Here is a 22,918-nt window from a genome sequence, read left to right as displayed (position 1 = left end):
TGCTCCGGAGGCTCGTGTCGGAGGTCGGTGACACGTTGTGTCCATCCCGGCGCACCGCCGGGTGGTGACCGCGGACGACACGACCAGGGGGAACGTCTCGTGCACATCGACAACGCTCGTGAACTGAAGGCCCGACTGCTCTCGGGGGTCGTGCAGGCCTCCTCGCTCGAGACGCCGACGGGCGTGGCGAGCGTCGGCATCAGCGTGCTGCCGCGCTCCGGTGGTGACGGACCCCGGTACGGACTGGCCGTGCGCTACTCCGGCAACCGCGGCGAGGTCCTCGCCGACAGCGCCCGCACCCTGGCCGCGGGGGCGGCCGGGGACGAGGTCGACATCCGCGAGATCGGCCTCGTGAAGGCGCTCAGCGCGCCGACCGAACCCGGGATCTGGGCACCGGAGGCGTTGCAGCGCAAGGTCCGACCGCTGCACCCGGGGTTGTCGATCGCCCAGCAGGACGTCACCGCCGGAACCCTCGGCGGGTTCGTCACCGTCGCCGGCTCCGACGGGCTGTACGTGCTGTCGAACAACCACGTCCTGGCGAACTCCGACCAGGCCGCGCTCGACGACCCGGTGCTGCAGCCCGGCCCGTACGACGGCGGGCAGGCCGGCGACCGCGTCGGGCGCCTCGCCCGCGCCGTCCCGCTCGAGGCCGGGGGCGGCAACGCCGTCGACGCGGCCATCGCGCTGCTCGAGGACGACCTCGCGGACGTCGACCTCACCTACCCCGTCGGCCGCCTCACCGGCTGGACCGAGCCGGACGACGAGGTCGCCGTGGAGAAGGTCGGCCGGACGACGGGCTGGACGAAGGGCCGGATCAGCGCCATCGAGCTCGACGACGTCGCGGTGCAGTACCCGGTCGGGGTCGTCAGCTTCGACGGCCAGATCGAGGTGACCGGTGACGCCGGGGCGTTCTCGGCCGGGGGCGACTCCGGCTCGCTGGTCTACCGGCCGGACACCCGGCAGGCCGTCGGGCTCCTCTTCGCGGGCAGTGAGCGGGGCGGCGACAACGGCGCCGGGCTGACGTTCTGCAACCCGATCGGCCTTGTGCTCAGCGCGCTCGGTGCGACACTGGTCGTCTGAGCACGCGCGGCCCCTGGTCCTCCGGCGGTCGCGGCGGACGGACCAGGGAGCCGTGAGTGAGCGACCGAGACGCTGCACGAGCCGCGAAGTCGCAGGTGCAGGACATCATCGGCGGGGATCCGCGCGTCAACGGGGTGGGCCTGACGCACGTCGGCCCGGACTGGGCCGTCAAGGTCAACGTCGTCGACGACCAGGACTACCCCGACCTGCCGGACCACGTCGAAGGGGTCCGCGTCGTCGTCCGGGGTGTCGGCGGGATCAGCGCCCACGCAAGCTGAGCAGGCGCTCCAGGACCTGGGCGACCCCGTCCTCCCCGCACGGCGGGGCGACGTCGTCGGCCGCGGCCCGCGCGTCCGGGTGGCCGTCGGCCATGCCGTAGGACCGCCCGGCCCACCGCAGCATCTCGAGGTCGTTCGGCATGTCCCCGAACGCCACGACCTGCGGGGCCTGCAGACCGCGCTGCGCGGCCACCTCGGCGAGGGTCGTCGCCTTGCTCACCCCGGCGGCCATGATCTCGATGAGCGAGTCGGCCGCGTTGGAGTGCGTGACGTTCACGATGCCGTCGAGCTCCCGCGCGGCGATCGCGACCATCTCGTCGCTCAGCACCCCCGGGCACTTGGCGAGGATCTTCACGACGGGCGGGGCGTCGACCAGGAGTTCGTCGAAGGCGGCGACGCGCTGCTCGAGCCCGCTGTCGAAGCGGGTCGCGTACTCCGGCTCTCGCCGGAACCCGACGACGGCCTCCAGGGCGAACCCGATGCCGGGCAGCACGGGCCGCAACCGCGCCACGACCTCGCGCAGCACGTCGGGGGCGATGGGGTGCTCCAGGACGACCTCGCCGGCGTCGAGGTCGTAGACGAGCGCACCGTTGGCGCACACGACCAGACCGCGCAGCCCCGCCTCGTCGGCGAGCGGGGTGACCCAGCGCGGCGGACGGCCCGTCACGGGGACGACGGGGATCCCGGCCTCGGCGCAAGCCGCGAACGCCGCGAGCGTGCGGGCGCTCACGGGACGGTCGCGGGGGATGACGGTGCCGTCGAGGTCCGTGGCGACGAGCCCCCAGCCCCGAGCGAACGCGCGTTCGGCGTCCTGCTGCGGGTTCGTGCCACCCCGGTCCACGTCGACGTCGGCCAGCGCGGGCACCTCGGGAGTCACCACCCCATCCTCGCACCCGCGCCTCGACCGCCCGGTCAGCGCGGCGCGGGCCCCTTGCGCTGCGGGAGGAACTGCTCGGCGCGGGCGACGGCCACGCCGATGCGCGGCAGGTCCGCGGTCCGGTCGAAGCAGACGAAGCGCGGCACCCAGCGCGGCTGGTACTTGGCGTTGGCCCGGTAGAGCTGCTCCAGCTGCCACGAGCGGGACAGCAGCAGCAGCGTCCGGTACCAGAGGCGCAGGACGGGACCCGCGCCGAGGCGGGACCCCCGTTCGAAGACCGAGCGGAACACCGCGAAGTTCAGGGAGATCCGCTCCAGGCCGTGTTCGGCGGCGAAGGCGACGACCCGCGTCACCGTGAGCTCGACCGTCCCGTTGGCGGCGGCCGGGTCACGGCGCATGAGGTCCAGGGAGACACCGTCGGACCCCCAGGGCACGAAGGTCAGCACCGCCGTCAGGGCCCCCTGCGCGTCCCGGCAGGTGGCGACGAGCAGGTCGGGGTCGGCCGGGTCCCCGATGCGGCCCAGCGCCATCGAGAACCCCCGTTCGGCGCCCTCGCGCCACCGCTCGGCCGCGTCCACGACCTCGGCGAGCTCGCCGGGCCCGAGGTGCGACTGCCACCGCACCGCGACGACGGAGCCGCTGCGCTGCAGGCGGTTGACGGCCTGACGGACGCCGCGGACCGACCGGCCCTCGAGGGAGAAGTCGGTGACGTCCAGCACGGCCTCGTCCCCCACCTCCAGGGCCTGCAACCCCGCGCGGTGGTAGGCGGTGGCCCCCGTCTCCGAGGCCCCCACGACCGCGGGGATCCACCCGTGCCGCCCCAACTGCTCCTGCCACGCCCCGATGGCCGCGGGCCAGGACTGCGGGTTGCCGACGGGGTCGGCGCTCGCGACGCTCACCCCGCCGATGACGCGGTGGACGACGGCGGCCCGGCCGTTCGGGGCGAAGACGGCGGTCTTGTCGCGGCGCAGGTTGAAGTAGCCGAGCGAGTCGCCGCACTCCCCGCGGGCCAGCAGGGCGCGCAGGTCGTCCTCGGCCGCCCCGAGCGCGGAGGGGTCCGCGGGCGGCCGGAACAGCAGGAAGGCGGTCGTGAGGACGGCGAGCGTGCCCGCGACGTTGAGCAGGACGTCGACCCACGTCGGGACGACGACACCGCTGGGGAAGACGACGTAGCTGTCGACGGACACGAGCATCCCCGCCCCGGCGTACCAGAGCCGTTCCAGGGCCGACCCCGACGCGGTGTCGCACACCCCGACGAGCACCGCCCCCGCCAGCAGCAGCAGCGCGGCCCCGGCCAGCCCGCCGCGCACGGCCCGGCGCACGTCGACGGGGTCGGGCAGCACCGTGAACTCGGGCCGCGCCAGGAGCAGGGCCACGGCCAGGAGCGCCTGCACGGCCAGCTCGGCCGGGGCCCAGAACCCGTCGAGGAGGTCGGAGGCCACCCCGAGGAGCAGCGAGGCGACCGCCGTGACGAGGGCCGCCCACCAGGCGGCGCGCTTGCGGCGCGCGAGGGACCGGGCGACGAGCAGCATCGCGGCGCCGTACCCCAGGCTCGGCCAGGAGGTGGCGAAGACGACGTCGGTCAGGACGTCCGGGGCGGAGGCCGCGTCGGCCAGCGGTTCGGACAGGGCCGTGAGGCACGAGAGGGCACCGGACACCACGACGGCGGCCGTGACGACCGTGGCCAGGAGGGCCCGGACGGAGTGGACCCGCGAGCGGGCGGTCCCGCCCCGACGCGGTGCGGCCTCCGACGCCGGGGAGCCCGGGCGTGTGGAGCTCGGGGGTGCGGCGTCCGGCGGGGTCGCGCTCACGGTCGTCGTCTCCGCCCGTCGGTCGTGTGGTCTGGTCGCCGGGTGCCGGGCTCGTCCCCCGACGTCGGCGCTGCCGCGACCGTCCGGCACCCGGGACCGACCTTCCGGACCCCGCCGCCCGGCCGCCCACCTCCCCCGAGGCGCGGGCCGGCCGAGCGGCGTCGATCCCGTCGGCGCCCCACCGTGGGGGCGGGTGCCGACCCCTGGATCCTGCCCGGCACGAGGCGTCCACCCCACCCGCCGAAGGTGCGGTGCACGGCCCGGGCACCCCCTCCTTCCGGAGGGGACGAGGCCTCCCGGGCGGCTGCCATCCTGGGCCGGTGCCGGTCGCGCTCCTGTCGCCCGAGCGCCGGTCCGCCGCGGCGGAGTTCCTGCGCAGCCCGTGGGGACGGGTCCTGACCCAGGTGGTCCTGCTCATCGCCTCCGCCGCCGACGCCGTGTCCAAGGGCGTCTCGTGGTCGAGCCGGACGGCGGTCGTCGTCACGCTGCTGGCCCTGGCCGGGGTGCTGCTGCGCCGCCGGTGGCCCCTCCTGGCGCTGCTGGCCTCGCTGCCCGGCGTCTGGTGGTCCACGCTGCAGGTGGCCCCGGGGGTCCTGCTGGCGAACTTCACGTACCGACGGCAGCGTTCGGCGCTGCTCGTCGTGGCGGCCATCACGGTCGCGCTGACCGTCGCCAACACCGTCATCTACTGGTACCCCGGACCCGGGTTCCTCGTCCTCAACCTGCAGTCGGCCATCTACTTCGCGGGGTACGTCGGCAGCGCCAGCCTCGTGGGGCACCTGCTGCGCGTCCGCCGCGAACAGGCCGAGCGGCTGCGGGAGCTGCAGCGCGGCCGGCACCGGGAGCGGGCCCTCGCCGAACGGGCGGCCCGGGCCGACGAGCGGGCGCAGCTGGCCCGCGAGATGCACGACGTCGTCTCCCACCAGATCTCCCTCATCGCCCTGCAGGCCGGTGTGCTGCGCGTGACCTTGCGCGGCCCGGCCCCCGTCCCCGCGGCGCTGCGCACGACGGAGACGATCCGCAGCCTCGCGGTGCAGGCGAACGACGAACTGCGGCAGGTCCTGGGGGCCCTCACGAGCGAGGAGGTCGCGGCGTCGCTGGAGGCCGTGCACACCGTCGACGACATCACGCAGCTGTGGGAACGCTCGGGGGTCCACGGCCGGCTGCAGCTGCCGGGCTCGACCGACACGGCCGACGTCCCGGCCCCGGTCCAGCGCGCGGTGTACCGGATCGCGCAGGAAGCGCTCACCAACGTCCGGCGGCACGCCGACGGGGCCGACGTCCTCGTCCGCGTCCGGCTGGACCGGGGTCGCGGGCCCGGGGTGCGGTCGGGGGTGCACGTCCAGGTCGAGAACTCCGCCCCCCGGGGGTGGGCGCCGGCGACCACCGGCCCCTGCGGGTTCTCCGGCGGCGGGGTGGGCCTGGCCGGCATCAGCGAGCGGGCGGCCGCGCTCGGCGGGTCGCTGCAGGCCGGTCCGACCCCCGATGGCGGGTTCGCCGTGACGGCGTTCCTGCCGTGCCCGGTGCTGCGGGGGGTCCCGGCCTGAAGAAGCCCCGGTCTGACGGAACCCCGGCCTGACGAGGGCGGTCAGACCGCCCGCCGGGCGCCGCCACCCGTCGACTTCGCCCGGTACATCGCGACGTCGGCGGCGTGCAGCAGCGCCTCACCCCGACCCCGACCCGCGGCCGCCGGGTCCTCGGGGGCCGTCGTGCCCGGTCCTGCGACCCCGATGCTCGCGCCGACCACGACGTGCAGGCCCTCGACCTCCCGCGGCCCGAGCTGGGCCAGCAGCTCGGCCGCGACCGCGTCGGCCCGCGCGGTGTCGACGCCGGTCAGCAGGACCACGAACTCGTCCCCGCCGAGCCGGGCCGCGAGTCCGTCCGCTCCGACGACGTCCTCGAGCCGGGCGGCCGTGTCGCGCAGGAGCAGGTCGCCCGTGCGGTGGCCGAAGCGGTCGTTGACGGCCTTGAACCCGTCGAGGTCCAGCAGCAGGACCGCGAGCGCCTCGCCCGCGGGGACGCGGTCGACCTCGGCGAAGAACGCCCGCCGGTTGGCCAGCCCCGTCAGCTCGTCGAGCAGGGACAGCCGGTGGCTGCCGAGCAGCGAGACGAGCAGGCGCGTGAGCAGGACGAGCTTGGCCGCGACCGTCGTCAGGGCCACCACCTCGAACACGAAGGCCACGGTGGACGTCGCCGGGTGCGCCGTGCGGAGCCAGGCCGCGGTCATCGTGAGGCAGAAGACGCTGATGGGGGCGGCCACCGTGGGCCAGCCCAGGTCGACCACCACGCGCGGGCCCGGACGGTGGCGCGCGACGGTCCGCAGGAGCAGGGCCACCGCCAGCACCCGCAGCCCAGCGGCCACGGCGGGGGCCACCGGACCCGTCGCCGACCCGGTGCCCAGCTGGACGAGGTGCACGAGGTCGACGAGCTCGGCGCCCAGCAGCACCGCGAACACGGCGAGGACGCCGAGCGTGCGGCGGCGGTCGCCGCGACCGACGAGCCCGCAGTTCGCGGCGGCGAAGGCGACGAGGACGAGGAGCAGGGCCGGGCGGACCGACCAGGCGAGCGCCGTCGTCGTGGTCATCCCGCGCGCGGTGAGGGCCGGGACGGCCGTCGCGGAGAGGATGGCGGCGAACCCCGCCAGGCTCGCGACGCCGTCGAACCAGGCGTTGACGTGGGGCAGGACGGAACTGCGCTGGTAGTGCAGCAGGCGCAGGTTCCCGGCGAACAGGACGGCGTAGGCCCCGACCGCGCTGAGCACCGTCACGACGAGCGGCACGAGGGTGGGGGGCGCCGACAGGGTGGGCGGCGGACCGCTCGCGGGGACGAGCAGGCTCCAGGTCCCGGGCGCACCCGTGAGCAGCAGCGCCGTCCCGCACCCGAGCCACCGCCAGGTGCGCCGGTCCGGCGACAGCCAGCGGGTCGCGACGGCCAGCAGGGCCAGGGCGGGGACGGCGAGGGCGACCACCGCACCGGCCGTGGGCCGGTGCCACACGAGGGCGGTCGTCGCGACCGCGGCGAGGACCCCCAGCGGCAGGACGCCGGCGGCACGACGGGGTGGACCACCGTCCCGGGCGGCTCCTGCCACCGGGACGGCGGGGTGGAACGAGGTCACCGACGCGGCCCCTGCGGGGACCGGAACGCCGCGACCCGGGCCCGCGCCGTGACCTGCGCGCGCAGGTAGACCTCGGCCACGTCCGCCGCGGTGTCGGGGGCGGTCTCGCCCTCGGACCCTGCGAGGACGAGCGACTCGTGGCCGCGGACGGCCGTGAGGGCAACGCCCAGCGGGCCGGCGCCGGCCACGAGGGCGTCCCGGACCGAGGGGTCGAGCGCGCACCCGCGGGTGAGTTCGACGGGGTCGAAGGCCAGCGCCTCGGCCGCCCCGGAGAGCAGCCCGACGGTGAACGCGGGTTCGGCCGCCGTGGGACGCAGGGCCCGGCAGGCCTCGGCCCGGGCGAAGATCCACGCCAGGGTCTCGTCCGGCACGCGGGCGGACCCGGAGCCGGCGAGCAGCACGAGCAGGACCCAGCCCATGAGTTCACGTCGGCCCAGCATGACGACGGCCTGGCGCAGCGAGGTGATGCCCCCGCGGGGGGCGTGCGCGGCCGAGCTCACGGTCTTCAGGACGCGCAGGCTGAGCGCGGGGTCCTGCGAGAGCAGGTCGACGACCTGGCCCACGTCGGCGTCGGTGTCGGACAGCAGGGCGACGAGCTGGACGCACGTGAGGTGCGAGGGCGTGAGGGTCTGGCGCTGCAGGACCTCCGGCCGGTGCAGCAGGTAGCCCTGGAAGAGGTCGACGCCCAGGTCGAGGCAGACGTCGAACTGCGCCTGCGTCTCGACGCGCTCGACGACGAGGACGGCCCCCGGGTTCACCCGGCGCACGAGGTCGAGGACCTCCGGCAGCCGTTCCCCCGTCACCTGCAGGTCGATCTTCACGTAGTCGGCGTGCAGCACGGCGGGGATGCGCGAGGTCTCGCCGTCGAAGTCGTCGACGGCGATGCGGAAACCCCGTCGCCGCAGGTCGACGAGCCCCGCCATGAGACGACGGTCGACGTCCACGTCCTCGAGGAGTTCCAGGACGACGGATCCCGGGGGGAACGGCAGCTGCACGCGACCGGTGAAGAACGAGCGCGTGGCGTTGAGGAACAGGGGACGACCGCCGGAGAGCTCCTCGACGCCGAACTCGCCGAAGGTGGCGGCCACGACCTGCGCGGTCGCGCGGTCGTGCTCGGCTTCCCCCGACAACCGGGCGCGGTTCACCGTGCCGGTCCGGTGCAGCAGCTCGTAGCCGAAGACCTCGCGGTCGGCCGTGTGGATGGCTTGCAGGCCGAGCGAACTCGTCGTGCCCGCGCGCGCTCCGCCCAGGTCACCGTCCACTGACACCGTCACGTCGAACTCACCCCAGGATCTCGCGGGTCACCGCGAACTGCTCCGTCAGGACACCGCCGATGACCGCCTGCGTCTGGTTGATCTCCCCCACCGCGGAACTGATCTGGGCCAGCGACGACGTCACCGCACCCACCCGCGCCTGGATCGTCGCGACCCGGCTGCCGACGCTGCTCGTCGCCCGCTCGGTCTCCCCCGACAACTCCTTGACCTCCTCGGCCACGATCGCGAAACCCCGACCCGCCTCACCGGCCCGGGCCGCCTCGATCGTCGCGTTCAGCGCCAGCAGCTTCGTCTGCGCCGCGATCGCCTGGATCGCGCGCACCACGTCGTTGATCTCCGCCGACGCCTCCTCCAGCGCGGCCACCTCGGCGTTCGCCTCCGCCGCCAGCGCCTCACCGTGCGCGGCGACACCCGTCGCGGCCACCACGTTGCGCTCCACCTCCTCGATGGAGGACAGCAGGTCACCACCGGCCTGCTGCAAGCGGTCCGCGGCGGCGAACCGCTCCATCGCCTGGCCGATGAGGAACGCCGTGTTCGCCAGCGCCGCGCGCCGGCTCTCCGACATCACCAACGTGCGGGTGGCGAAGAAGTCCATCGTCCCCACGACGCGACCACCGACGACGACGGGCAGGCACACCCCCGACTTGACCCCCGCGCGCTGCGCCACCGGCGCCCGCACGCAGTCGGTCATCTCGCCGAGGTCCTCCACGAACACCAGCTCCTGCGCCGCCCACGTGCGGCCCGACAACCCCACGCCCTTGGCGAACGAGGCCGACAGCGTCACCTGACGGAACTCCGCCCCGACGTCCCCGGACTCCAGCTCGAACCGCAGCACGTGCCCCGAGACCGGACCGGTCTCGTCCAGCCGCCAGAACGAGCCGTACTGCCAGTCGAAGTCCGCGCGGATCGTGTCCAGCGCCACCTTCAGCGCCTGCGGCTTGCTCGTCGCGCCGGTCAGCTCACGGATCAGCGTCGAGACCGCCGCCACGTCCTGGGCCGCCTTCTCCTGGCGCACCGCCTCCGACAACCGCGCCAGCGTCGAGGACACCAGCGTCGCCACGGTCCGCAGCACCGCGGACCGTCCGGCCGACAGCGTCACCCGGTCCGTCGTGAAGAAGTCCATCGTGCCGACGACCTGCCCGGAGTCCAGCACCGGGAAGCAGATCCCCGACCGGATCCCGGCCCGCTGCGCCACCGGCGCCCGCACGCAGTCCGTCAGTTCCCCCAGGTCCGCCACGTGCACCAGGTCCCGCTGGCGCCAGGCCCGACCCGACAGTCCGACGCCCACGGCGAACGACGCCGACAGCGTGACGCGGCGGAACTCCTCGCCGGCCGAACCGTCGACACGACCGCTCTCCTGCGCGAAGACGAGCACCGGGGACGACCCCGCCCCGGAGCCCGCGCGCTGCTCCAACCGCCAGTACGACCCGTACGCCCAGCCGAAGCGGGACCGGATCGTCTCCAGCGCGGTCTTCACGGCCGCCTCCGGCGTCCGCGCCTCCTGCAACCCGCGGACGAGATCGGTGACGGCCTCCAGGTCTGCCTGGGCCGCCTGGACGAAGTCGGCCGCCTGCTCGGTGGAACGGCGGGACGCGGTGGTGCGGAACATGGTTCTCCCTCTCCGTCCCGCGGCGCCCGTGGGGCCAGGGACGCCTGGTACGGCGCCGGGTCGTTCCAGCCCTGGAGTCATCGGCCGGACGGGCGGATCCCTTGACCGCTGGAGAGCAGGTCCTCGCGAGGGGGTGGGGTCAGGCGGTCGGGCCCACGGCCACGAGGCCCTCCAGCACCTGCGCCAGCCCGTCGTCGTCGACGGTCCCGGTCACCTCGTCGGCCACGGCCTGCACCTCGGCGGGGGCGTTGCCCATGGCGACCCCGCGCTCGGCCCAGCGGAGCATCTCGACGTCGTTGCGGCCGTCGCCCACGGCCAGGGTGCGGTCCGCGTCGACGTCGAGGCGCAGCCGGACCTCCTCGAGCGCGCTCGCCTTGGTGACGCCGTCGGGGGCGAGGTCGAGCCAGGCCGTCCAGCCGACGGAGTAGGCGACCCCGTGCAGGCCGACCTCGTCGACGAGGCGGGAGAACTCCGCCGACGTGTGCTCCGGGCTGCGGATGATGACGCGCATGACGGGTTCGGCGAACAGCTCGTCGAAGGGGACGATCTGCATCTCCCCGGTGAGCTCCCCGTGGGGGAAGGGCGCCGTCAGCTTGTAGCCGCGACCGAGCACCTCCACCGCGAACAGCCCCGTGGGCAGGTGCTCGCGCAGCAGCTCGGCCACGCCGGAGGGGTCGAAGGTGTGCAGCGAGACGACCCGGTAGCCCTCGGCCGCGGCGGGGTCGAGCTGGACGGTGACGGCCCCGTTGGAGCAGACCGCGAAGCCGTGGTGGAGCCCGAGGCGCTGCAGCACCGGGAGCGTGCCGTGCAGGGAGCGGCCGGTCGCGACGACGACGTGGGCCCCGGCGGCGGCGACCCGGCTCACCGCCTCGCGGACGCGGTCGGACAGCGACTCGTCCAGGTCGACGACGGTTCCGTCGACGTCGAGCGCCACGAGCACGCCCTGAAGGCCCCCACTCACGTCCGGCAGCCTACGGGGTGGGTGCGGCCCGTCGCCGCACGAGCGCCGTCAGGTCCCGCTGCGGCCCAGCCCCTCCGCGGCGGCGCGCTCGAGGTGCTCGCGCACGTCGGCGGGCAGCTCGGGCACGTCGAGGGGCACCGACCCCGAGCGCAGGGACTGCGTCGCCAGGGCGCCGGTCGCGACGGCCTCGCGGGCCGCGACCGGGGACAGGAGGGTCGGGGTGCCGTCGGCGACGTGGGCCAGGAACTCGGCCATGGTGGCGACGTCGGCGTCCTCGTGGCCGGAGGAGACGCCCCCGATCGGGTGTTCGCGGTCCCCCGTGGCCGACCACTCGTGGCGGCGGTTCCACACGCGCACCACCCCGCCGGCGGTGTCGCCGAAGTTCTCCAGCCGGCCCTCGGTGCCGATGACGGTGTAGTTGCGCCAGTAGTCGGGGGTGAAGTGGCACTGCTGGTAGCTCGCCGCGACGCCGTTGCCCAGGCGCATGAGCACCATCGACAGGTCCTCGACGTCGACGACGGGGTTCAACCCCGTCTGCGCCGCGGGTGGCCAGTTGTCCATCGAGAACCAGTCCCGCATCGTCTCCCCCGGCCGTTCGCGGCGGTCGGTGATCCCGCCGTAGACCACGAGGTCGCCCATGCCCACGACGCGGCGGGTCCAGGACCCGGCGAGGTGGTGGACCACGTCGATGTCGTGGCTCGCCTTCTGCAGCAGCAGGGATCCCGTGCGACGCCGGTCGGCGTGCCAGTCCTTGAAGTAGAAGTCGCCCCCGTGGCCGACGAAGTGGCGCACCCACACCGCGCGGACCTCGCCGATCTCGCCGCCGTCCACGACGGCCTTCATCGTCCGCACGAGCGCGGAGTGCCGGAAGTTGTGGCCGACGTACAGCGGGGTGCCGGTGGCGACGGCCGTGGCGAGCACGCGGTCGGTGTCGGGCAGCGTCGTGGCCAGGGGTTTCTCGAGGTAGACGGCGATCCCGGCCCGCAGCAGGTCGACGGCGATCTCGGCGTGCGTGTGGTCGGGGGTGGTGACGACCGCGGCGTCGACCCCGGCCTCCGCGACCAGCCGGGTGTGGTCGGGGAAGACCTGCGCGCCCGGGAACAGGGCGGCGGCGCGGTCGCGGCCCGCCGTCGTCGTGTCCGCGACGGCGGTGACCCGGGCCCCCTCCCGCACCCGTGGGACGTGCAGGCCGATGGGGGCGCGCGCCCCCGGCCCCCACGACGGCGACGGACAGCTCAGCGGGCACGGGTGCCTCCCTGCGGCGGCGCCCCCGCGAGCACCACCTCGACCCCGGCGCCGGCGAGGTCGGCGGCGAGGTCGGCGGGCACGGGGCCGTCGGTGACGAGCGTGTCGAGCCGGTCCAGCGGGAGCATCCGGGCGAACGTCGTGCGCCCCAGCTTCGTCGCGTCGGCCGCGACGACGACGCCCGCGGCGGCGGCGGCGAGGTGGCGGCTCGCGTCGGCCTCGCCCTCGTGGACGGTCGTGGCCCCCGACCGCGCCGTGAGGCCGTCGACGCCCAGCACGGCGACGTCGAGGTTCACGTCGGCCAGACCGGCCGCGACGAGGGGTCCGACGAGTTCGTAGGACCGGGACCGCGGCACCCCGCCCGTGACGACGATCTTGACGTGCTCGCGCACGGACAGCTCGTAGGCGATGTTGAGGGCGTTGGTGACGATCGTGACCCCGACGCTCCCGTGCCGGTCGCTGGCGCCGAGCGCGCGGGCGACCTCCGTCGTCGTCGTCCCGCCGTTGAGCCCCACCGCGGCACCGGGCGGCACGAGCGCGGCGACGGTCCGGGCGATGGCCAGCTTGGCCTCGGCCTGGCGCGGGATCCGGTACTGCAGGGGCAGCTCGTACCCGGACCCGAGGACCGCGGCGCCGCCGTGGGTGCGCGTCACGAGCCGCTGCTCGGCGAGGAGGTTGAGGTCGCGGCGGACGGTCGCCGTGGACACCCCGAGCGCCTGCGCGACCTCGGCGATCGAGACGTTGCCGCGGTCGGTGACGAGCTCGAGCGTGCGGTTGAGGCGGTGCTGCGCCGACACGGACGGTCCCCTCCCGCGTGGTCCTGCGCGGCGTCCCTCCGGACGGGGACGCCGACGGGGTCAGCATGGCACGATCCTGTTGACCGCTGTGCGCAGTCCTGATCGAATGAAGCTCTGAACGCGCAAGAACGATCAACGAGGGAGGCGGTGCCCGTGCCCGGCACCCGCCCGCACGTGGTCGTCGTGACCCCGAACCCGGCGCTGGACGTCACGTACACGGTCGAGGCCCGGGACGTGGCCGCACCGGGTGGCACCGTCCGGGTCGGGTCGGTGCTGCGCCGCGCGGGCGGCAAGGGCCTCAACGTCGCGCGCGTCCTGCACGTGCTCGGCCTGCCCGTCACGGCCGTGCAGCCCCTCGGCGGCGACGCCGGCGCCTGGATCCGTCGCGAGCTCGCCGACCTCGGCCTGCCCACCGACACCGTCGACGTCCCGGCTCCGACGCGCAGCACCGTGACGGTCGTGCCGACGACCCCCGACGGGTCGCCCGACGCGCACCCCACCGTCTACGCCGAACCGGGACCCGTCCTCGACGCCGCCGCGTGGGACGCCGTGTGCGTCCGGGTCGCGGCGCGGTGCCGGCCGGGGGACGTCCTCGTCGTCGCGGGGTCGCTGCCCCCGGGCGCGGCCCGGCTCGGACCGCTCGTGAGCGCGGGACGCGCGGCCGGGGCGCACGTCGTCGTCGACACCGGCGGGACCGCCCTGCTGGACGCGGCCCGCGCCGGCGCGGACACGCTGGCCCCCAACGCCGCCGAGGCCCGGAGCGCGACCGGGACGCCCACCGTCGACACCGCCGTCGCCGCCCTCCTGGACCTCGGTGCCGGCCGGGTCGTCGTCTCCGACGGCGCCGCGGGCCTGCTCGCCACCCGACGTTCCCCCGCCGGGACGGTCCGGCAGCCCGCGGTGCCCCACGTCACCGGGAACCCCACGGGCGCCGGCGACGCCGCCACCGCGGGCCTGGCCGCGGCGGTGCTGGCCGGGGCCGACGACGCGACCGCCCTGCGGTGGGCGGCCGTGCTCGGCGCGGCCGCCGTCCTGCGCCCCGGGGCCGGCGAGGTCGACCCCGCGGACCTGCCGGTGCTCGACGCCCGCCTCGACACCCGCACAGGCCGGACCCCTCGAACGGAGCCCCCGTGGTGAACGACCGTCCCGACGCCGTGACGCTGCTGCGGCACGCCCGTACCGCCCGGCAGGGGGTGGGCGCCTTCAACGTCGTCCTGCTCGAGCACGCCGAGGCCCTCGTCGACGGCGCGCAGCGGGCGGGGCGGCCCGTCGTCCTGCAGATCAGCCAGAACTGCGTCGCCTACCACGGAGCGCTGGCGCCCGCCCTCCGCGCGACGCTCGAGGTCGCCCGCACCGCAACGGTTCCCGCCGTGGTGCACCTCGACCACGCCGACGACGTGGCCCTCGTGCAGGAGGCCCTCGACCTCGGCGTCCACAGCGTCATGTTCGACGGCTCGCGGTGGCCGCACGACGAGAACGTCGCCCGCACCCGGGAGGTCGCCGGGCTGTGCCGGGCGGCCGGGGTCCCGCTGGAGGCCGAGCTCGGCGAGGTCGGCGGCAAGGACGGCGTGCACGCGCCCGGTGCGCGGACCGACCCGGCCCAGGCGGCCGCGTTCGTCGCCGCGACGGGCGTCGACAGCCTCGCCGTCGCCGTCGGGTCCTCGCACGCCATGACCGAACGCACCGCCCGCCTCGACCTCGACCTCGTGGCCGCCCTGGCCGCCGCCGTCCCCGTGCCCCTGGTGCTGCACGGGTCCTCGGGCGTTCCCGACGACCAGCTCGTCGCGGCGGTGCACGCGGGCATGACGAAGGTGAACATCGCGACCCACCTCAACGTGCTCTTCACCCGCGCGGTGCGCGAGGCCCTGACCGCCGCACCGGACCTCGTCGACCCGCGCAAGTACCTCGCCCCGGCACGCGAGGCCGTGGCCGTCGAGGTGGCCCGGCTGCTGCTCGTGCTCGCCCCGTCCGGGGAGAACCGCCCGTGAGGAGCGCCTCGGAACCCCTGGGCGCCTGGGACCGCCCGGACCTGGGCGTGGAGGAGTTCGTCGCCGCGCTCACGGCCCACCCCGGGGACGTCGCGGCCCGGTTCGCCGCGCTGGGGTTCGGCGCCGACGTCCTGGCGGACACCCTCGCCGACGTCCCCCGCAAGGTCGCGGCCTACGGCACCACCGGTGACGTCGCGATCGACGTCGGCTGGTTGCGCGGTCTCGCCCGGGCCGACGTCGTCGCGCTCGGGCGGTTGCAGTTCGAGCGGGTTCCGCACGAGGGCCGGCACGCCGTCCACGTCCCCGAGGGCGGACCGCTCACCGACGCCGACCTGGACGTCTCGTTCTCCCGCGCGCGGGACCTCCTGCGGGCGGACGGGTTCAGCTGCCACTCCTGGCTGCTGGACCCGCTGCTCACCGACCTCGGACCCGACAGCGGCGTCGTCCGGTTCGCCCGGCGGTTCACCGTCGGGCCGGTCGAGCGCGACACCGCGGCCGACCAGGCCGTCGCGAAGTTCGTGTTCCGGAGCACGCCCGACGCCGTGCGGGCGGGGGACGTGGTCCCCCGCACGCGGGTGGCGCGGCTGGTCGCCGACCACCTGCGCGCGGGCGGGCACTGGGCCCAGCCGCCTGGGTTCGGCTGACCGGTCCTCAGCGGACGGGCGTGAGCACGTCCAGCCCGAGGAACGGCTGCAGCGCAGCGGGAACGCGGATCGAACCGTCGGCCTGCTGGTGGTTCTCCAGGATGGCGACGAGCCAGCGGGTCGTGGCGAGCGTGCCGTTGAGGGTCGCCACCGGACGCGTCCCCGACCCCTCGGCGAGGCGTTCGCGCACCCCGAGGCGGCGGGCCTGGAACGTCGTGCAGTTCGACGTCGAGGTGAGTTCGCGGTAGGTCCCCTGGGTGGGGACCCACGCCTCGCAGTCGAACTTGCGGGCCGCGGAACTGCCGAGGTCCCCGGCCGCGGTGTCGATGACGCGGTACGGCACCTCGACGGCCGCGAGCATGTCCTTCTCGAAACCCAGGAGGCGCTGGTGCTCGGCCGCGGCGTCCTCGGGGCGGCAGAACGAGAACATCTCGACCTTGTGGAACTGGTGCACGCGGATGATGCCGCGGGTGTCCTTGCCGTACGACCCCGCCTCGCGGCGGTAGCAGGCCGACCAGCCGGCGTACCGCTTGGGACCGGCCGACAGGTCGAGGATCTCGTCGGCGTGGTACCCCGCGAGGGCCACCTCGCTGGTCCCCGTGAGGTAGAGGTCGTCCTCCTCGAGGTGGTACACCTCGGCCGCGTGGGCCCCGAGGAAACCGGTGCCCGCCATGACCTCCGGCTTGACCAGGGTCGGCGTGATCATCGGGCTGAACCCGTTCTCGACGGCCTTGGCCACGGCGAGGTTCAGCAGCGCCAGCTCCAGCCGCGCGCCCACCCCGGTGAGGAAGTAGAACCGCGACCCCGACACCTTGGCGCCGCGCTCGGTGTCGATCGCGCCGAGCAGCTCGCCGAGTTCGAGGTGGTCGCGCCAGGCGTCCAGACCCTCGGGCAGCTCGGGCGGGGTGCCGACCTCCTCCAGGACGACGTAGTCGTCCTCGCCGCCGGGCGGGACGCCGTCCTCGACGACGTTGGGGATGAGGCGCAGGGCGGCCTCGAACTCCTCGGCGACCGCGGCCTGCTCGGCCTCGGCCGCCTTGACCCGCTCGGAGAGTTCCTTGACCCCGGCGAGGAGCTGCTGCTTCTCCTCGCCCTTGGCGGCCGCGACGTCCTTGCCCCGGGACTTCTGCTCGGCCCGCAGCTGCTCGAACTGCGCGATGGCCGTGCGGCGCCGGGCGTCAAGGTCGAGGACGCGGTCGACGGCGCTCTCGTCCTCGCCGCGGGCCCGCTGGCTGGCGCGGACGGTGTCCGGTTCGTCCCGGAGGAGTCGCAGGTCGATCACAGCACGACACTAACGGGTCGACCCCGGCCGGTCCGACCGAGTTCCCGCCCCGTCCGCGCCCACCCGGGCGGCCCGCTAGCGTGGCCGGATGACGGTGGCGGACCTGCTCGACACCGGCGCGGTCGCCGTCGTCCTCGCGCTGGCCCTGGTGGTCGTGTTCAGCCTGTTCGCGCGCGAGCGCCGGGCGACACGACGGCTGCGCGCCGCCCAGGCCCGGTTCGCCACGCCCCACGCGCTCCCCGAGCAGCGGCGCCGGGCGGCGATCGTCGTGAACCCGACGAAGTTCGCCTCCCTCGACGAGCACTCGCTGCGGCGCCGCCAGGCCTACGTGGCCGCCGTCTTCCGTTCCCACGGGTGGGAGGACCCGGTGTGGTTCGAGACCACGCCGACCGAGCACGGCCGCTCCCAGGCGCGGCAGGCCGTCGAGCAGGGGGTCGACCTCGTGCTGGCCGCCGGTGGTGACGGCACCGTCCGCTCCGTCGCGGAGGGGCTGGCGGGGACCTCGACGCCCATGGGGCTGCTGCCGGCCGGCACCGGGAACCTGCTGGCGCGCAACCTCGACGTGCCGCACACCGACCTCGCCGCCGCCCTCGACCTCGTGTTCGCCGAGGGGGACCAGCGGGTCGACGTGGGCTGGCTGGAGGTGGACCGGACGGGCCACGACCCCGACCCCGAGCGGCACCTGTTCCTCGTCATGGCGGGGCTGGGGTTCGACGCGGCGATGATGGCCGGTGTCGAGGACCGCCTCAAGCAGCGGCTGGGCTACGGCGCCTACGTCGTCTCCGGTGCCCGGGCGCTGTGGGGTCCGCAGGCCAAGGTCCAGATCACGGTCGACGACGGGGCGCCCACGCCGTCGCGCACGCGGGCCGTCATCGTCGGCAACTGCGGCAAGCTGACGAAGCAGCTGGTCCTCATGCCGGACGCCGAGATCGACGACGGCGTGCTGGACGCCGTCGTGCTGTCCCCGCGCGGCGGGATCGGCTGGGGCGAGGTGGCGTGGGCCATCGCGACCCGGGACCGGCGCGGTCAGCGGCGGGTGCAGCACCTGCGCGGCCGGCGGTTCGAGGTGCGCTGCGCCGAACCGCAGGAGGTCGAGCTGGACGGCGACCCCATCGGGACCGCCCGGCGGATCACGCTGACCGTGGAGCCGGGAGTGCTGCTGGTGCGCTGCCCGCCGCTGCGTCCGGGGGGCTGACCGTCCGTGCCGTGAGGGCGTGCGCGGCGAAGCGGGCCGCGGCGTCCGCGGCGTCGCGCAGCACCGCCGGCAGGTCCGGCTGGGGCCGGCGCCAGCACTGCGACAGGACGTGGCGGACGCCGTCGGCGGTGACGACGGGCACGGCGAGGACGGCCGCGGCGCCCCACCGCCGGGCCAGCTCGCCGTCGACCACCGAGCTGGTGCGGACGTCGGGCACCCAGACCGGCCGGTGGGTGGCGAGCGCGCGGGCGACCGCGCTGCGGGCCCGCTCGTCGTACACGACGCCCTCGACGGCCCGGGGGGCGTCGCCGTGGTGGCCCAGCACGGCCCAGCGGCCGTCCACCGCACGGCGGCCGACGAGCACGGTGAAGTCGGGCCGGGTGAGGTCGTGGACGCGGCGGGTGAGCACGTCGACGACACCGGCCTCGTCCTCGGCGCGGTCGACCTCCGCCGTGGTCTGCAGGAGCGCGTGGACGCGGTCGAGCTGGCCGGCCGCGTCGACCCCCTCGAGGTGGTCGGCGAGGACACCCGCCAGCAGGCGCAGCTGCTCCCGTTCGGTGTCGCCGACGACGAAGGGACGCCGGTCGTAGGCGCACAGCACGCCGAGGACGCGGCCGAGGGCGTCGAGGACGGGGGCCCCGGTGTAGTGCCGGACGCCGGACGCGGCGATGTCGCCGCCGGCCGTGCGCTCGTCGTCCGCGCAGTCCAGTTCGAGCAGGTCGCGCCCCAGCACGGTCCACGCGCACGGGGTCCCGTCCCGCGGCACCCGCGTGAAGGTGTGGCCGTGCGCGGCCAGGAGGTGGACGTGCTCCTCCGTCACGACGTTGAAGCTGGCGAACTCGGTGCCGAGGAGGCGGGCGGCGAGGGCCGTCGTGCGGCGCACCAGACCGAGGGAGGCCGCCGTGGCACCCAGGACGTGGTGCGCGAGCTGGACCCGTTCGGCCTCGTCGGCCGGTCGCGGGGCCGGGACCGGGCCGTTGACCTGCCCGTCGGCCTGGGCGGGGAAGTCGACCGGGGGCCGGACGACGGTCGTGAAGACCTCCTCGGCCGGCACCGGGCGGGCGAAGTGGAAGCCCTGCAGGACGTCGGCGCCGAGCCCGCGGACGAGTTCGGCGGTGCGGGCGTCCTCGACGCCCTCGGCCACGACCTCCATGGACAGCCGGTGGGCCAGGTCGACGAGCGCGCGGACGATGGCCGCGTCCGCGGGGGCCTGCGTGGCGGCGGCGACGAAGGTGCGGTCGATCTTCAGCTCGTCGACCTCGAGCTGGCGCAGCATCGTCAGGGACGTGTAGCCGGTGCCGAAGTCGTCGATGGACACCCGGGCGCCGGCGGCGCGCAGGGCGGCGAGGACGGCCGCCGCCCCGTCCGGGTCGGCCAGCAGCGCCGTCTCGGTGACCTCGAGCGTCAGGACGCCGCGGTCGAGCCCGTGCGCGGCGATGACCCCGCGGACGGTGTCGAGGAGGGAGGGGTCCTGGACGAGCGCGGCGGACAGGTTGACCGCGACGCCGACGTCGTGACCGGCCAGCCGCCACGCGGCGCACTGGGCGGAGGCGTGCTGCAGGACCCACGTCGTGAGGGCGACCATCGTCGGGGTGCCCTCGGCGAGGGGGACGAAGGCGCCGGGGCCGAGCAAGCCGCGCTCGGGGTGCTGCCAGCGGACGAGGGCCTCGACCCCGACGACGCGGTGGGTGCCGGCCTCGACGAGGCGCTGGTAGTGGACCCGCAGCTGCCCGTCGGCGATGGCTGCGGGCAGCTCGGCCTGCAGCGCCGTCGCGGCGGGGTCGGCCGTCGGCTGCGTCGTCGGGGAGGGCGCGCTGGTCACGTCCTGTGCATCGGCGCACCGACCAGACTTCTAGATGATCCGTCCGGGTGGTCCCACGGGTGGGGGATCGTCGTCACGTCGGGCCGGTGGGTCCGGTGCTCCGCTCCGACGACCCGGAACCCCCGGGCCAGCACCCCGGACCAGCGCGTGGGGGCGGTGCGTCAGGAGGCGGCGCCGGCGCGCAGCCGCTCCAGCCAGCTGCGCGCCTCCTCGAAGTCGCTCTCGCTGGGGCCGGAGCCGGTGATCGTCCGGCCCCCGTCGGCGCGGGGGTAGCTGCCCACGAACCGGACGCTCTCGGAGACGCGGTGCAGCCCCATGAGGGCCTCGCCCACGCGGGCGTCGGTGACGTGCCCGTCGCAGTCGATGGAGAAGCAGTACCGGCCGAGCGCGTCGCCGGCGGGGCGGGACTCGATGCGGGTCAGGTTGATGCCGCGCGTGACGAACTGCTCGAGGGCCTCGACGAGAGCGCCGGGGCGTTCCTCACGCAGGAACACCACGAGCGACGTCTTGTCGTTCCCCGTGGGCGCCGGAGTGGTGCCGGCGCCGGGGCGGGACAGCAGGACGAACCGCGTCTGGGCGCCCTCACGGTCCTCGATGCCCTCGGCGAGGACCTCCAGTCCGTGCCGGACGGCGGCGAAGGGGGCGCAGATGGCGCCCTCGAAGCCGGCGGGTTCGCCGCCCGCCAGCTCGTCGGCGAGCGCCTGGGCCGAGGCGGCCGTCGACGTCGCGGGCACGTAGGCGACGCCGGGCAACTGCGTGTGCAGCCAGCGGCGGACCTGCGCGTAGGCGTGCGAGTGGGTGCTGACGCGCGTGATGTCCGCCAGCCCGACGCCGGGCTTGGCGGCGAGGACGAACGTCACGGGGATGACGACCTCGGCGACGACGACGAGCGGGTCACCGGCCGCGAGCCCGTCGAGCGTGGCCGGGACACCACCCTCGACCGAGTTCTCGATGGGCACGCACCCGACGTCGGCCGCACCGCTGCGGACGGCCTCGATGGTCGCGTCGACGCTGGCCACCGGCTCGGCGGGTGCGTCCCCGACGACGGTCCGCAGGGCGGCCTCCGAGAACGTCCCGACGGGTCCGAAGAACGCGTAGCGCAGCACGGTCCCGCACAGTAGCCGTCCCCCTCCCCCGACGGGGACGACCCGGGACCGTGCGGGGCCTCAGCCGGCCCGGCGCAGCTTCCGCTTCTCGGTGCGACCGCTCCAGATGGCGTCGCGCTGGTCCTCGGTCAGGCCTCCCCAGACCCCGTAGTTCTCGCGGTGCGACAGCACGTGCTGCCGGCACTGGCGGAGCACGGGGCACTCGGCGCAGATGGCCAGCGCCGCGGCGTCGCGGTGCTGGCGCGCTGCTCCGCGCTCCAGCTCGGGGTGGAAGAAGAGCTCGGTGTCGGCGTCCCGGCAGGCTCCGGAGAGCTGCCACTCCCAGGCGTCGACGGTGGGGCGTAGTCCCTTGCTGGTCTCACTCACGGCATTGCCCCCCTCAAGTGGTGTCACGCGGTGGTCGCGCGTGGACCTGTGATGCCCTGTGAGGGGAAAATCTAAACGCTATGCGACCGATCCGTCACTACCCGTGATTGAGTCGGGGTGTGTCGCACCCCCAGCCGCCACAGGACGACGACCGCGGCACACGCCCACCACAGGTCCCCGTTCTGCACGAACCGCGCCAGCGCCGTCGGCACGCTGCGCTCGGCGAGCAGGTTCGCGCCCCACCACGGCCACGCGATCCACAGCAGCACCAGCCCCACGACGGCGGCCACGACGCGGGCCCGCACCCGGGCGTCCGCCACGAGGGCACCGAGCACGACCACGCCCCACAGGTAGTGGTGCAGCCAGGAGACGGGCGAGACGAGGAGCGCGACGAGACCGCACGCCGCGACCTCCCCCACGAGGTCCCCGCGCCGGTGCAGCGCCCGGGACAGCGCGAACCCCGCGACCGCAGCTGCGAGCGCCAGGACGCCCCACAGCGCGGTCGTGGCCCCGTCGGACAGGTAGAGCCGCAGCAGGAAGCCGCGCAGCGACTGGTTCGACGACCCGGCGTTGGGGCCGAGGCGGTCGGAGTTCAGCAGCGCCGACGTCCAGAACTCCAGGGACCCCTCGGGGGCGATGAAGAAGGTCGCGACCGTCACCCCGATCGCAGCCAGCACGGCGTTGCGCAGCTCGCGCCACTGCTTCGTCACCGCGAAGTGGACGAGGAAGACGCCCGGCGTCAGCTTGATCGCCACGGCCACCCCCACGAGCGCCCCGCGCGGCCAGTGCACCGTGAACCGGCCGATCCGCAGGCCGTCCGTGCCCTTGACGAGGTCGAGCAGGCACAGCGTCACGAGGACGACGTTGACCTGCCCGAAGCGGATGTTCTCCCCCACCGGCGAGATCCACACGCACGCCGCCGCGACGAGGCCGTGGGCCAGGCCCGTGAAGCGGCCTGCGCGCTCCAGCAGCGGCCGGAACGCCAGCCCGACGATGACGTAGAGCAGCACGAGCTGGAACGCCGTCCACCCCCAGCCGGCCACCGACCACGGCACGAGCGCCAGCGGGATCGACAGCACCGCCGAGAACGTCGGGTAGGTGAAGGGCAGGAGCTGGGGGACCTCGGTCTCGAAGAGGTAGACCGGCCGGCCGATGAGCAGCGAGCGCCCGGCCTCGCGGTAGACCTCCAGGTCGACCTGCCACTGGTCGTCCGGGTAGGCGACGAGGTACCGGTGCACGATCGGGGCGACGGCGACGAGGACCACGAGGACGCCCAGCGCGCGCCACCACCCGGCGCGCCCCCGGCGACGCGCACCCCTCTGTCCGGCCGGCTCAGCGGTCCCCTGCGTCAGCACCCCCCGATCCTCCCCCAGCGAGGCACAGGTCCCGACCATCCCCACCCCTAGCCTGGGCGGGTGCCCCACCCGACCACCCCCCGACCCCGGGCGGAAAACACTCTTTCCGCCCT

Annotated in this window: 20 protein-coding genes; 7 read left to right on the top strand and 13 right to left on the bottom strand. The window is 75.2% G+C overall.

Annotation, left to right across the window (positions count from 1 at the left end; translation table 11 throughout):
• Nucleotides 1-99 precede the first annotated feature (99 nt).
• Both AB0637_RS04450 and AB0637_RS04445 read left to right on the top strand, forming a co-directional pair.
• A complete protein-coding gene (locus tag AB0637_RS04450; protein ID WP_366169958.1) occupies nt 100-1,080 on the top strand; it encodes a hypothetical protein in 981 nt (326 codons plus the stop codon).
• Between the two features lie 56 nt (nt 1,081-1,136).
• The gene (locus tag AB0637_RS04445) at nt 1,137-1,358 is read left to right on the top strand and encodes a hypothetical protein (RefSeq protein ID WP_366169957.1); all 222 of its coding nucleotides are present in this window, start codon (nt 1,137-1,139) and stop codon (nt 1,356-1,358) included.
• Here AB0637_RS04445 and AB0637_RS04440 read toward each other — a convergent pair.
• Nucleotides 1,339-2,235 (bottom strand): HAD family hydrolase, encoded by an 897-nt coding sequence (locus tag AB0637_RS04440; RefSeq protein ID WP_366169956.1) that lies wholly within the window; start codon nt 2,233-2,235, stop codon nt 1,339-1,341. The two genes, AB0637_RS04445 and AB0637_RS04440, sit on opposite strands and share 20 nt — an antisense overlap.
• A 35-nt stretch (nt 2,236-2,270) precedes the next feature.
• Nucleotides 2,271-4,046, bottom strand: a complete 1,776-nt coding sequence (locus AB0637_RS04435) for a phosphatidylglycerol lysyltransferase domain-containing protein (RefSeq protein WP_366169955.1) — start codon at nt 4,044-4,046, stop codon at nt 2,271-2,273.
• Nucleotides 4,047-4,366: 320 nt separating this feature from the next.
• Between AB0637_RS04435 and AB0637_RS04430 the strand changes: the two genes are divergently transcribed.
• A complete protein-coding gene (locus AB0637_RS04430; RefSeq protein ID WP_366169954.1) occupies nt 4,367-5,593 on the top strand; it encodes a histidine kinase in 1,227 nt (408 codons plus the stop codon).
• Between the two features lie 41 nt (nt 5,594-5,634).
• Here the strand turns inward: AB0637_RS04430 and AB0637_RS04425 are convergent, their stop codons facing one another.
• The 6 genes from AB0637_RS04425 to AB0637_RS04400 all read right to left on the bottom strand — a co-directional run bounded on the left by AB0637_RS04425 (nt 5,635) and on the right by AB0637_RS04400 (nt 13,047).
• Nucleotides 5,635-7,161, bottom strand: coding sequence for a GGDEF domain-containing protein (locus AB0637_RS04425; RefSeq protein ID WP_366169953.1), 1,527 nt, complete (start codon nt 7,159-7,161; stop codon nt 5,635-5,637).
• The gene (locus AB0637_RS04420; protein ID WP_366169952.1) at nt 7,158-8,435 is read right to left on the bottom strand and encodes an EAL domain-containing protein; all 1,278 of its coding nucleotides are present in this window, start codon (nt 8,433-8,435) and stop codon (nt 7,158-7,160) included. The genes AB0637_RS04425 and AB0637_RS04420 overlap by 4 nt, the downstream gene beginning before the upstream one ends.
• 7 nt (nt 8,436-8,442) lie before the next feature.
• Nucleotides 8,443-10,044 (bottom strand): GAF domain-containing protein, encoded by a 1,602-nt coding sequence (locus AB0637_RS04415; protein WP_366169951.1) that lies wholly within the window; start codon nt 10,042-10,044, stop codon nt 8,443-8,445.
• A gap of 139 nt (nt 10,045-10,183) precedes the next feature.
• A complete protein-coding gene (locus tag AB0637_RS04410) occupies nt 10,184-11,005 on the bottom strand; it encodes an HAD hydrolase family protein (protein WP_366169950.1) in 822 nt (273 codons plus the stop codon).
• A 48-nt stretch (nt 11,006-11,053) separates the two neighbouring features.
• Nucleotides 11,054-12,178, bottom strand: a complete 1,125-nt coding sequence (locus AB0637_RS04405) for a Gfo/Idh/MocA family oxidoreductase (RefSeq protein ID WP_366169949.1) — start codon at nt 12,176-12,178, stop codon at nt 11,054-11,056.
• A gap of 62 nt (nt 12,179-12,240) precedes the next feature.
• Entirely contained in the window at nt 12,241-13,047 is an 807-nt protein-coding gene (locus AB0637_RS04400) for a DeoR/GlpR family DNA-binding transcription regulator (RefSeq protein WP_366169948.1), read from the bottom strand.
• Between the two features lie 153 nt (nt 13,048-13,200).
• Here AB0637_RS04400 and AB0637_RS04395 point away from each other — a divergent pair, with 153 nt between their 5' ends.
• Genes AB0637_RS04395 through AB0637_RS04385 form a run of 3 tightly spaced genes read left to right on the top strand, consistent with a single transcriptional unit; the run spans nt 13,201 to nt 15,679 of the window.
• Complete coding sequence (locus AB0637_RS04395; RefSeq protein WP_366169947.1) at nt 13,201-14,184, top strand: PfkB family carbohydrate kinase; 984 nt, start codon at nt 13,201-13,203, stop codon at nt 14,182-14,184.
• The gene (locus AB0637_RS04390) at nt 14,181-15,035 is read left to right on the top strand and encodes a class II fructose-bisphosphate aldolase (protein WP_366170043.1); all 855 of its coding nucleotides are present in this window, start codon (nt 14,181-14,183) and stop codon (nt 15,033-15,035) included. Before AB0637_RS04395 ends, AB0637_RS04390 begins: the two co-directional genes overlap by 4 nt.
• Nucleotides 15,032-15,679, top strand: a complete 648-nt coding sequence (locus AB0637_RS04385; protein WP_366169946.1) for a hypothetical protein — start codon at nt 15,032-15,034, stop codon at nt 15,677-15,679. Before AB0637_RS04390 ends, AB0637_RS04385 begins: the two co-directional genes overlap by 4 nt.
• 7 nt (nt 15,680-15,686) lie before the next feature.
• On the opposite strand, the gene serS is transcribed toward AB0637_RS04385, so the two are convergent.
• Nucleotides 15,687-16,961 carry a serine--tRNA ligase gene (gene serS, locus AB0637_RS04380; protein WP_366169945.1) on the bottom strand — a complete coding sequence of 425 codons (1,275 nt, stop codon included), beginning with the start codon at nt 16,959-16,961 and terminating at the stop codon, nt 15,687-15,689.
• A gap of 88 nt (nt 16,962-17,049) precedes the next feature.
• On the opposite strand from serS, the gene AB0637_RS04375 reads away from it, so the two are divergent.
• A complete protein-coding gene (locus AB0637_RS04375; protein ID WP_366169944.1) occupies nt 17,050-18,156 on the top strand; it encodes a diacylglycerol kinase family protein in 1,107 nt (368 codons plus the stop codon).
• Here AB0637_RS04375 and AB0637_RS04370 read toward each other — a convergent pair.
• From AB0637_RS04370 to AB0637_RS04355, 4 genes are all read right to left on the bottom strand, one after another.
• On the bottom strand, nt 18,092-19,978 hold the full coding sequence (locus tag AB0637_RS04370; RefSeq protein WP_366169943.1) for an EAL domain-containing protein: 1,887 nt from the start codon (nt 19,976-19,978) through the stop codon (nt 18,092-18,094). The two genes, AB0637_RS04375 and AB0637_RS04370, sit on opposite strands and share 65 nt — an antisense overlap.
• Before the next feature lie 161 nt (nt 19,979-20,139).
• Nucleotides 20,140-21,084: a prephenate dehydratase gene (gene pheA, locus AB0637_RS04365; RefSeq protein ID WP_366169942.1), complete on the bottom strand. Its 945-nt coding sequence runs from the start codon at nt 21,082-21,084 to the stop codon at nt 20,140-20,142.
• Nucleotides 21,085-21,144: 60 nt separating this feature from the next.
• Nucleotides 21,145-21,450, bottom strand: coding sequence for a WhiB family transcriptional regulator (locus AB0637_RS04360; protein ID WP_366169941.1), 306 nt, complete (start codon nt 21,448-21,450; stop codon nt 21,145-21,147).
• Between the two features lie 71 nt (nt 21,451-21,521).
• The gene (locus AB0637_RS04355; protein ID WP_366169940.1) at nt 21,522-22,805 is read right to left on the bottom strand and encodes a glycosyltransferase 87 family protein; all 1,284 of its coding nucleotides are present in this window, start codon (nt 22,803-22,805) and stop codon (nt 21,522-21,524) included.
• Nucleotides 22,806-22,918 lie beyond the last annotated feature (113 nt).

The organism is Kineococcus sp. NPDC059986 (assembly GCF_040702905.1).
In the GTDB taxonomy this organism is placed as follows: domain Bacteria; phylum Actinomycetota; class Actinomycetes; order Actinomycetales; family Kineococcaceae; genus Kineococcus.
The sequence above is the reverse complement of the archived record's forward strand: the minus strand, read 5'-3'. Positions and strand labels throughout refer to the sequence as shown.

Bases quoted from the DNA above. Each gene is read 5' to 3' on its own strand.
- AB0637_RS04375 (WP_366169944.1), top strand. From the start codon at position 17,050: ATGACGGTGGCGGACCTGCTCGACACCGGCGCGGTCGCCGTCGTCCTC.
- AB0637_RS04415 (WP_366169951.1), bottom strand. From the start codon at position 10,044: ATGTTCCGCACCACCGCGTCCCGCCGTTCCACCGAGCAGGCGGCCGAC.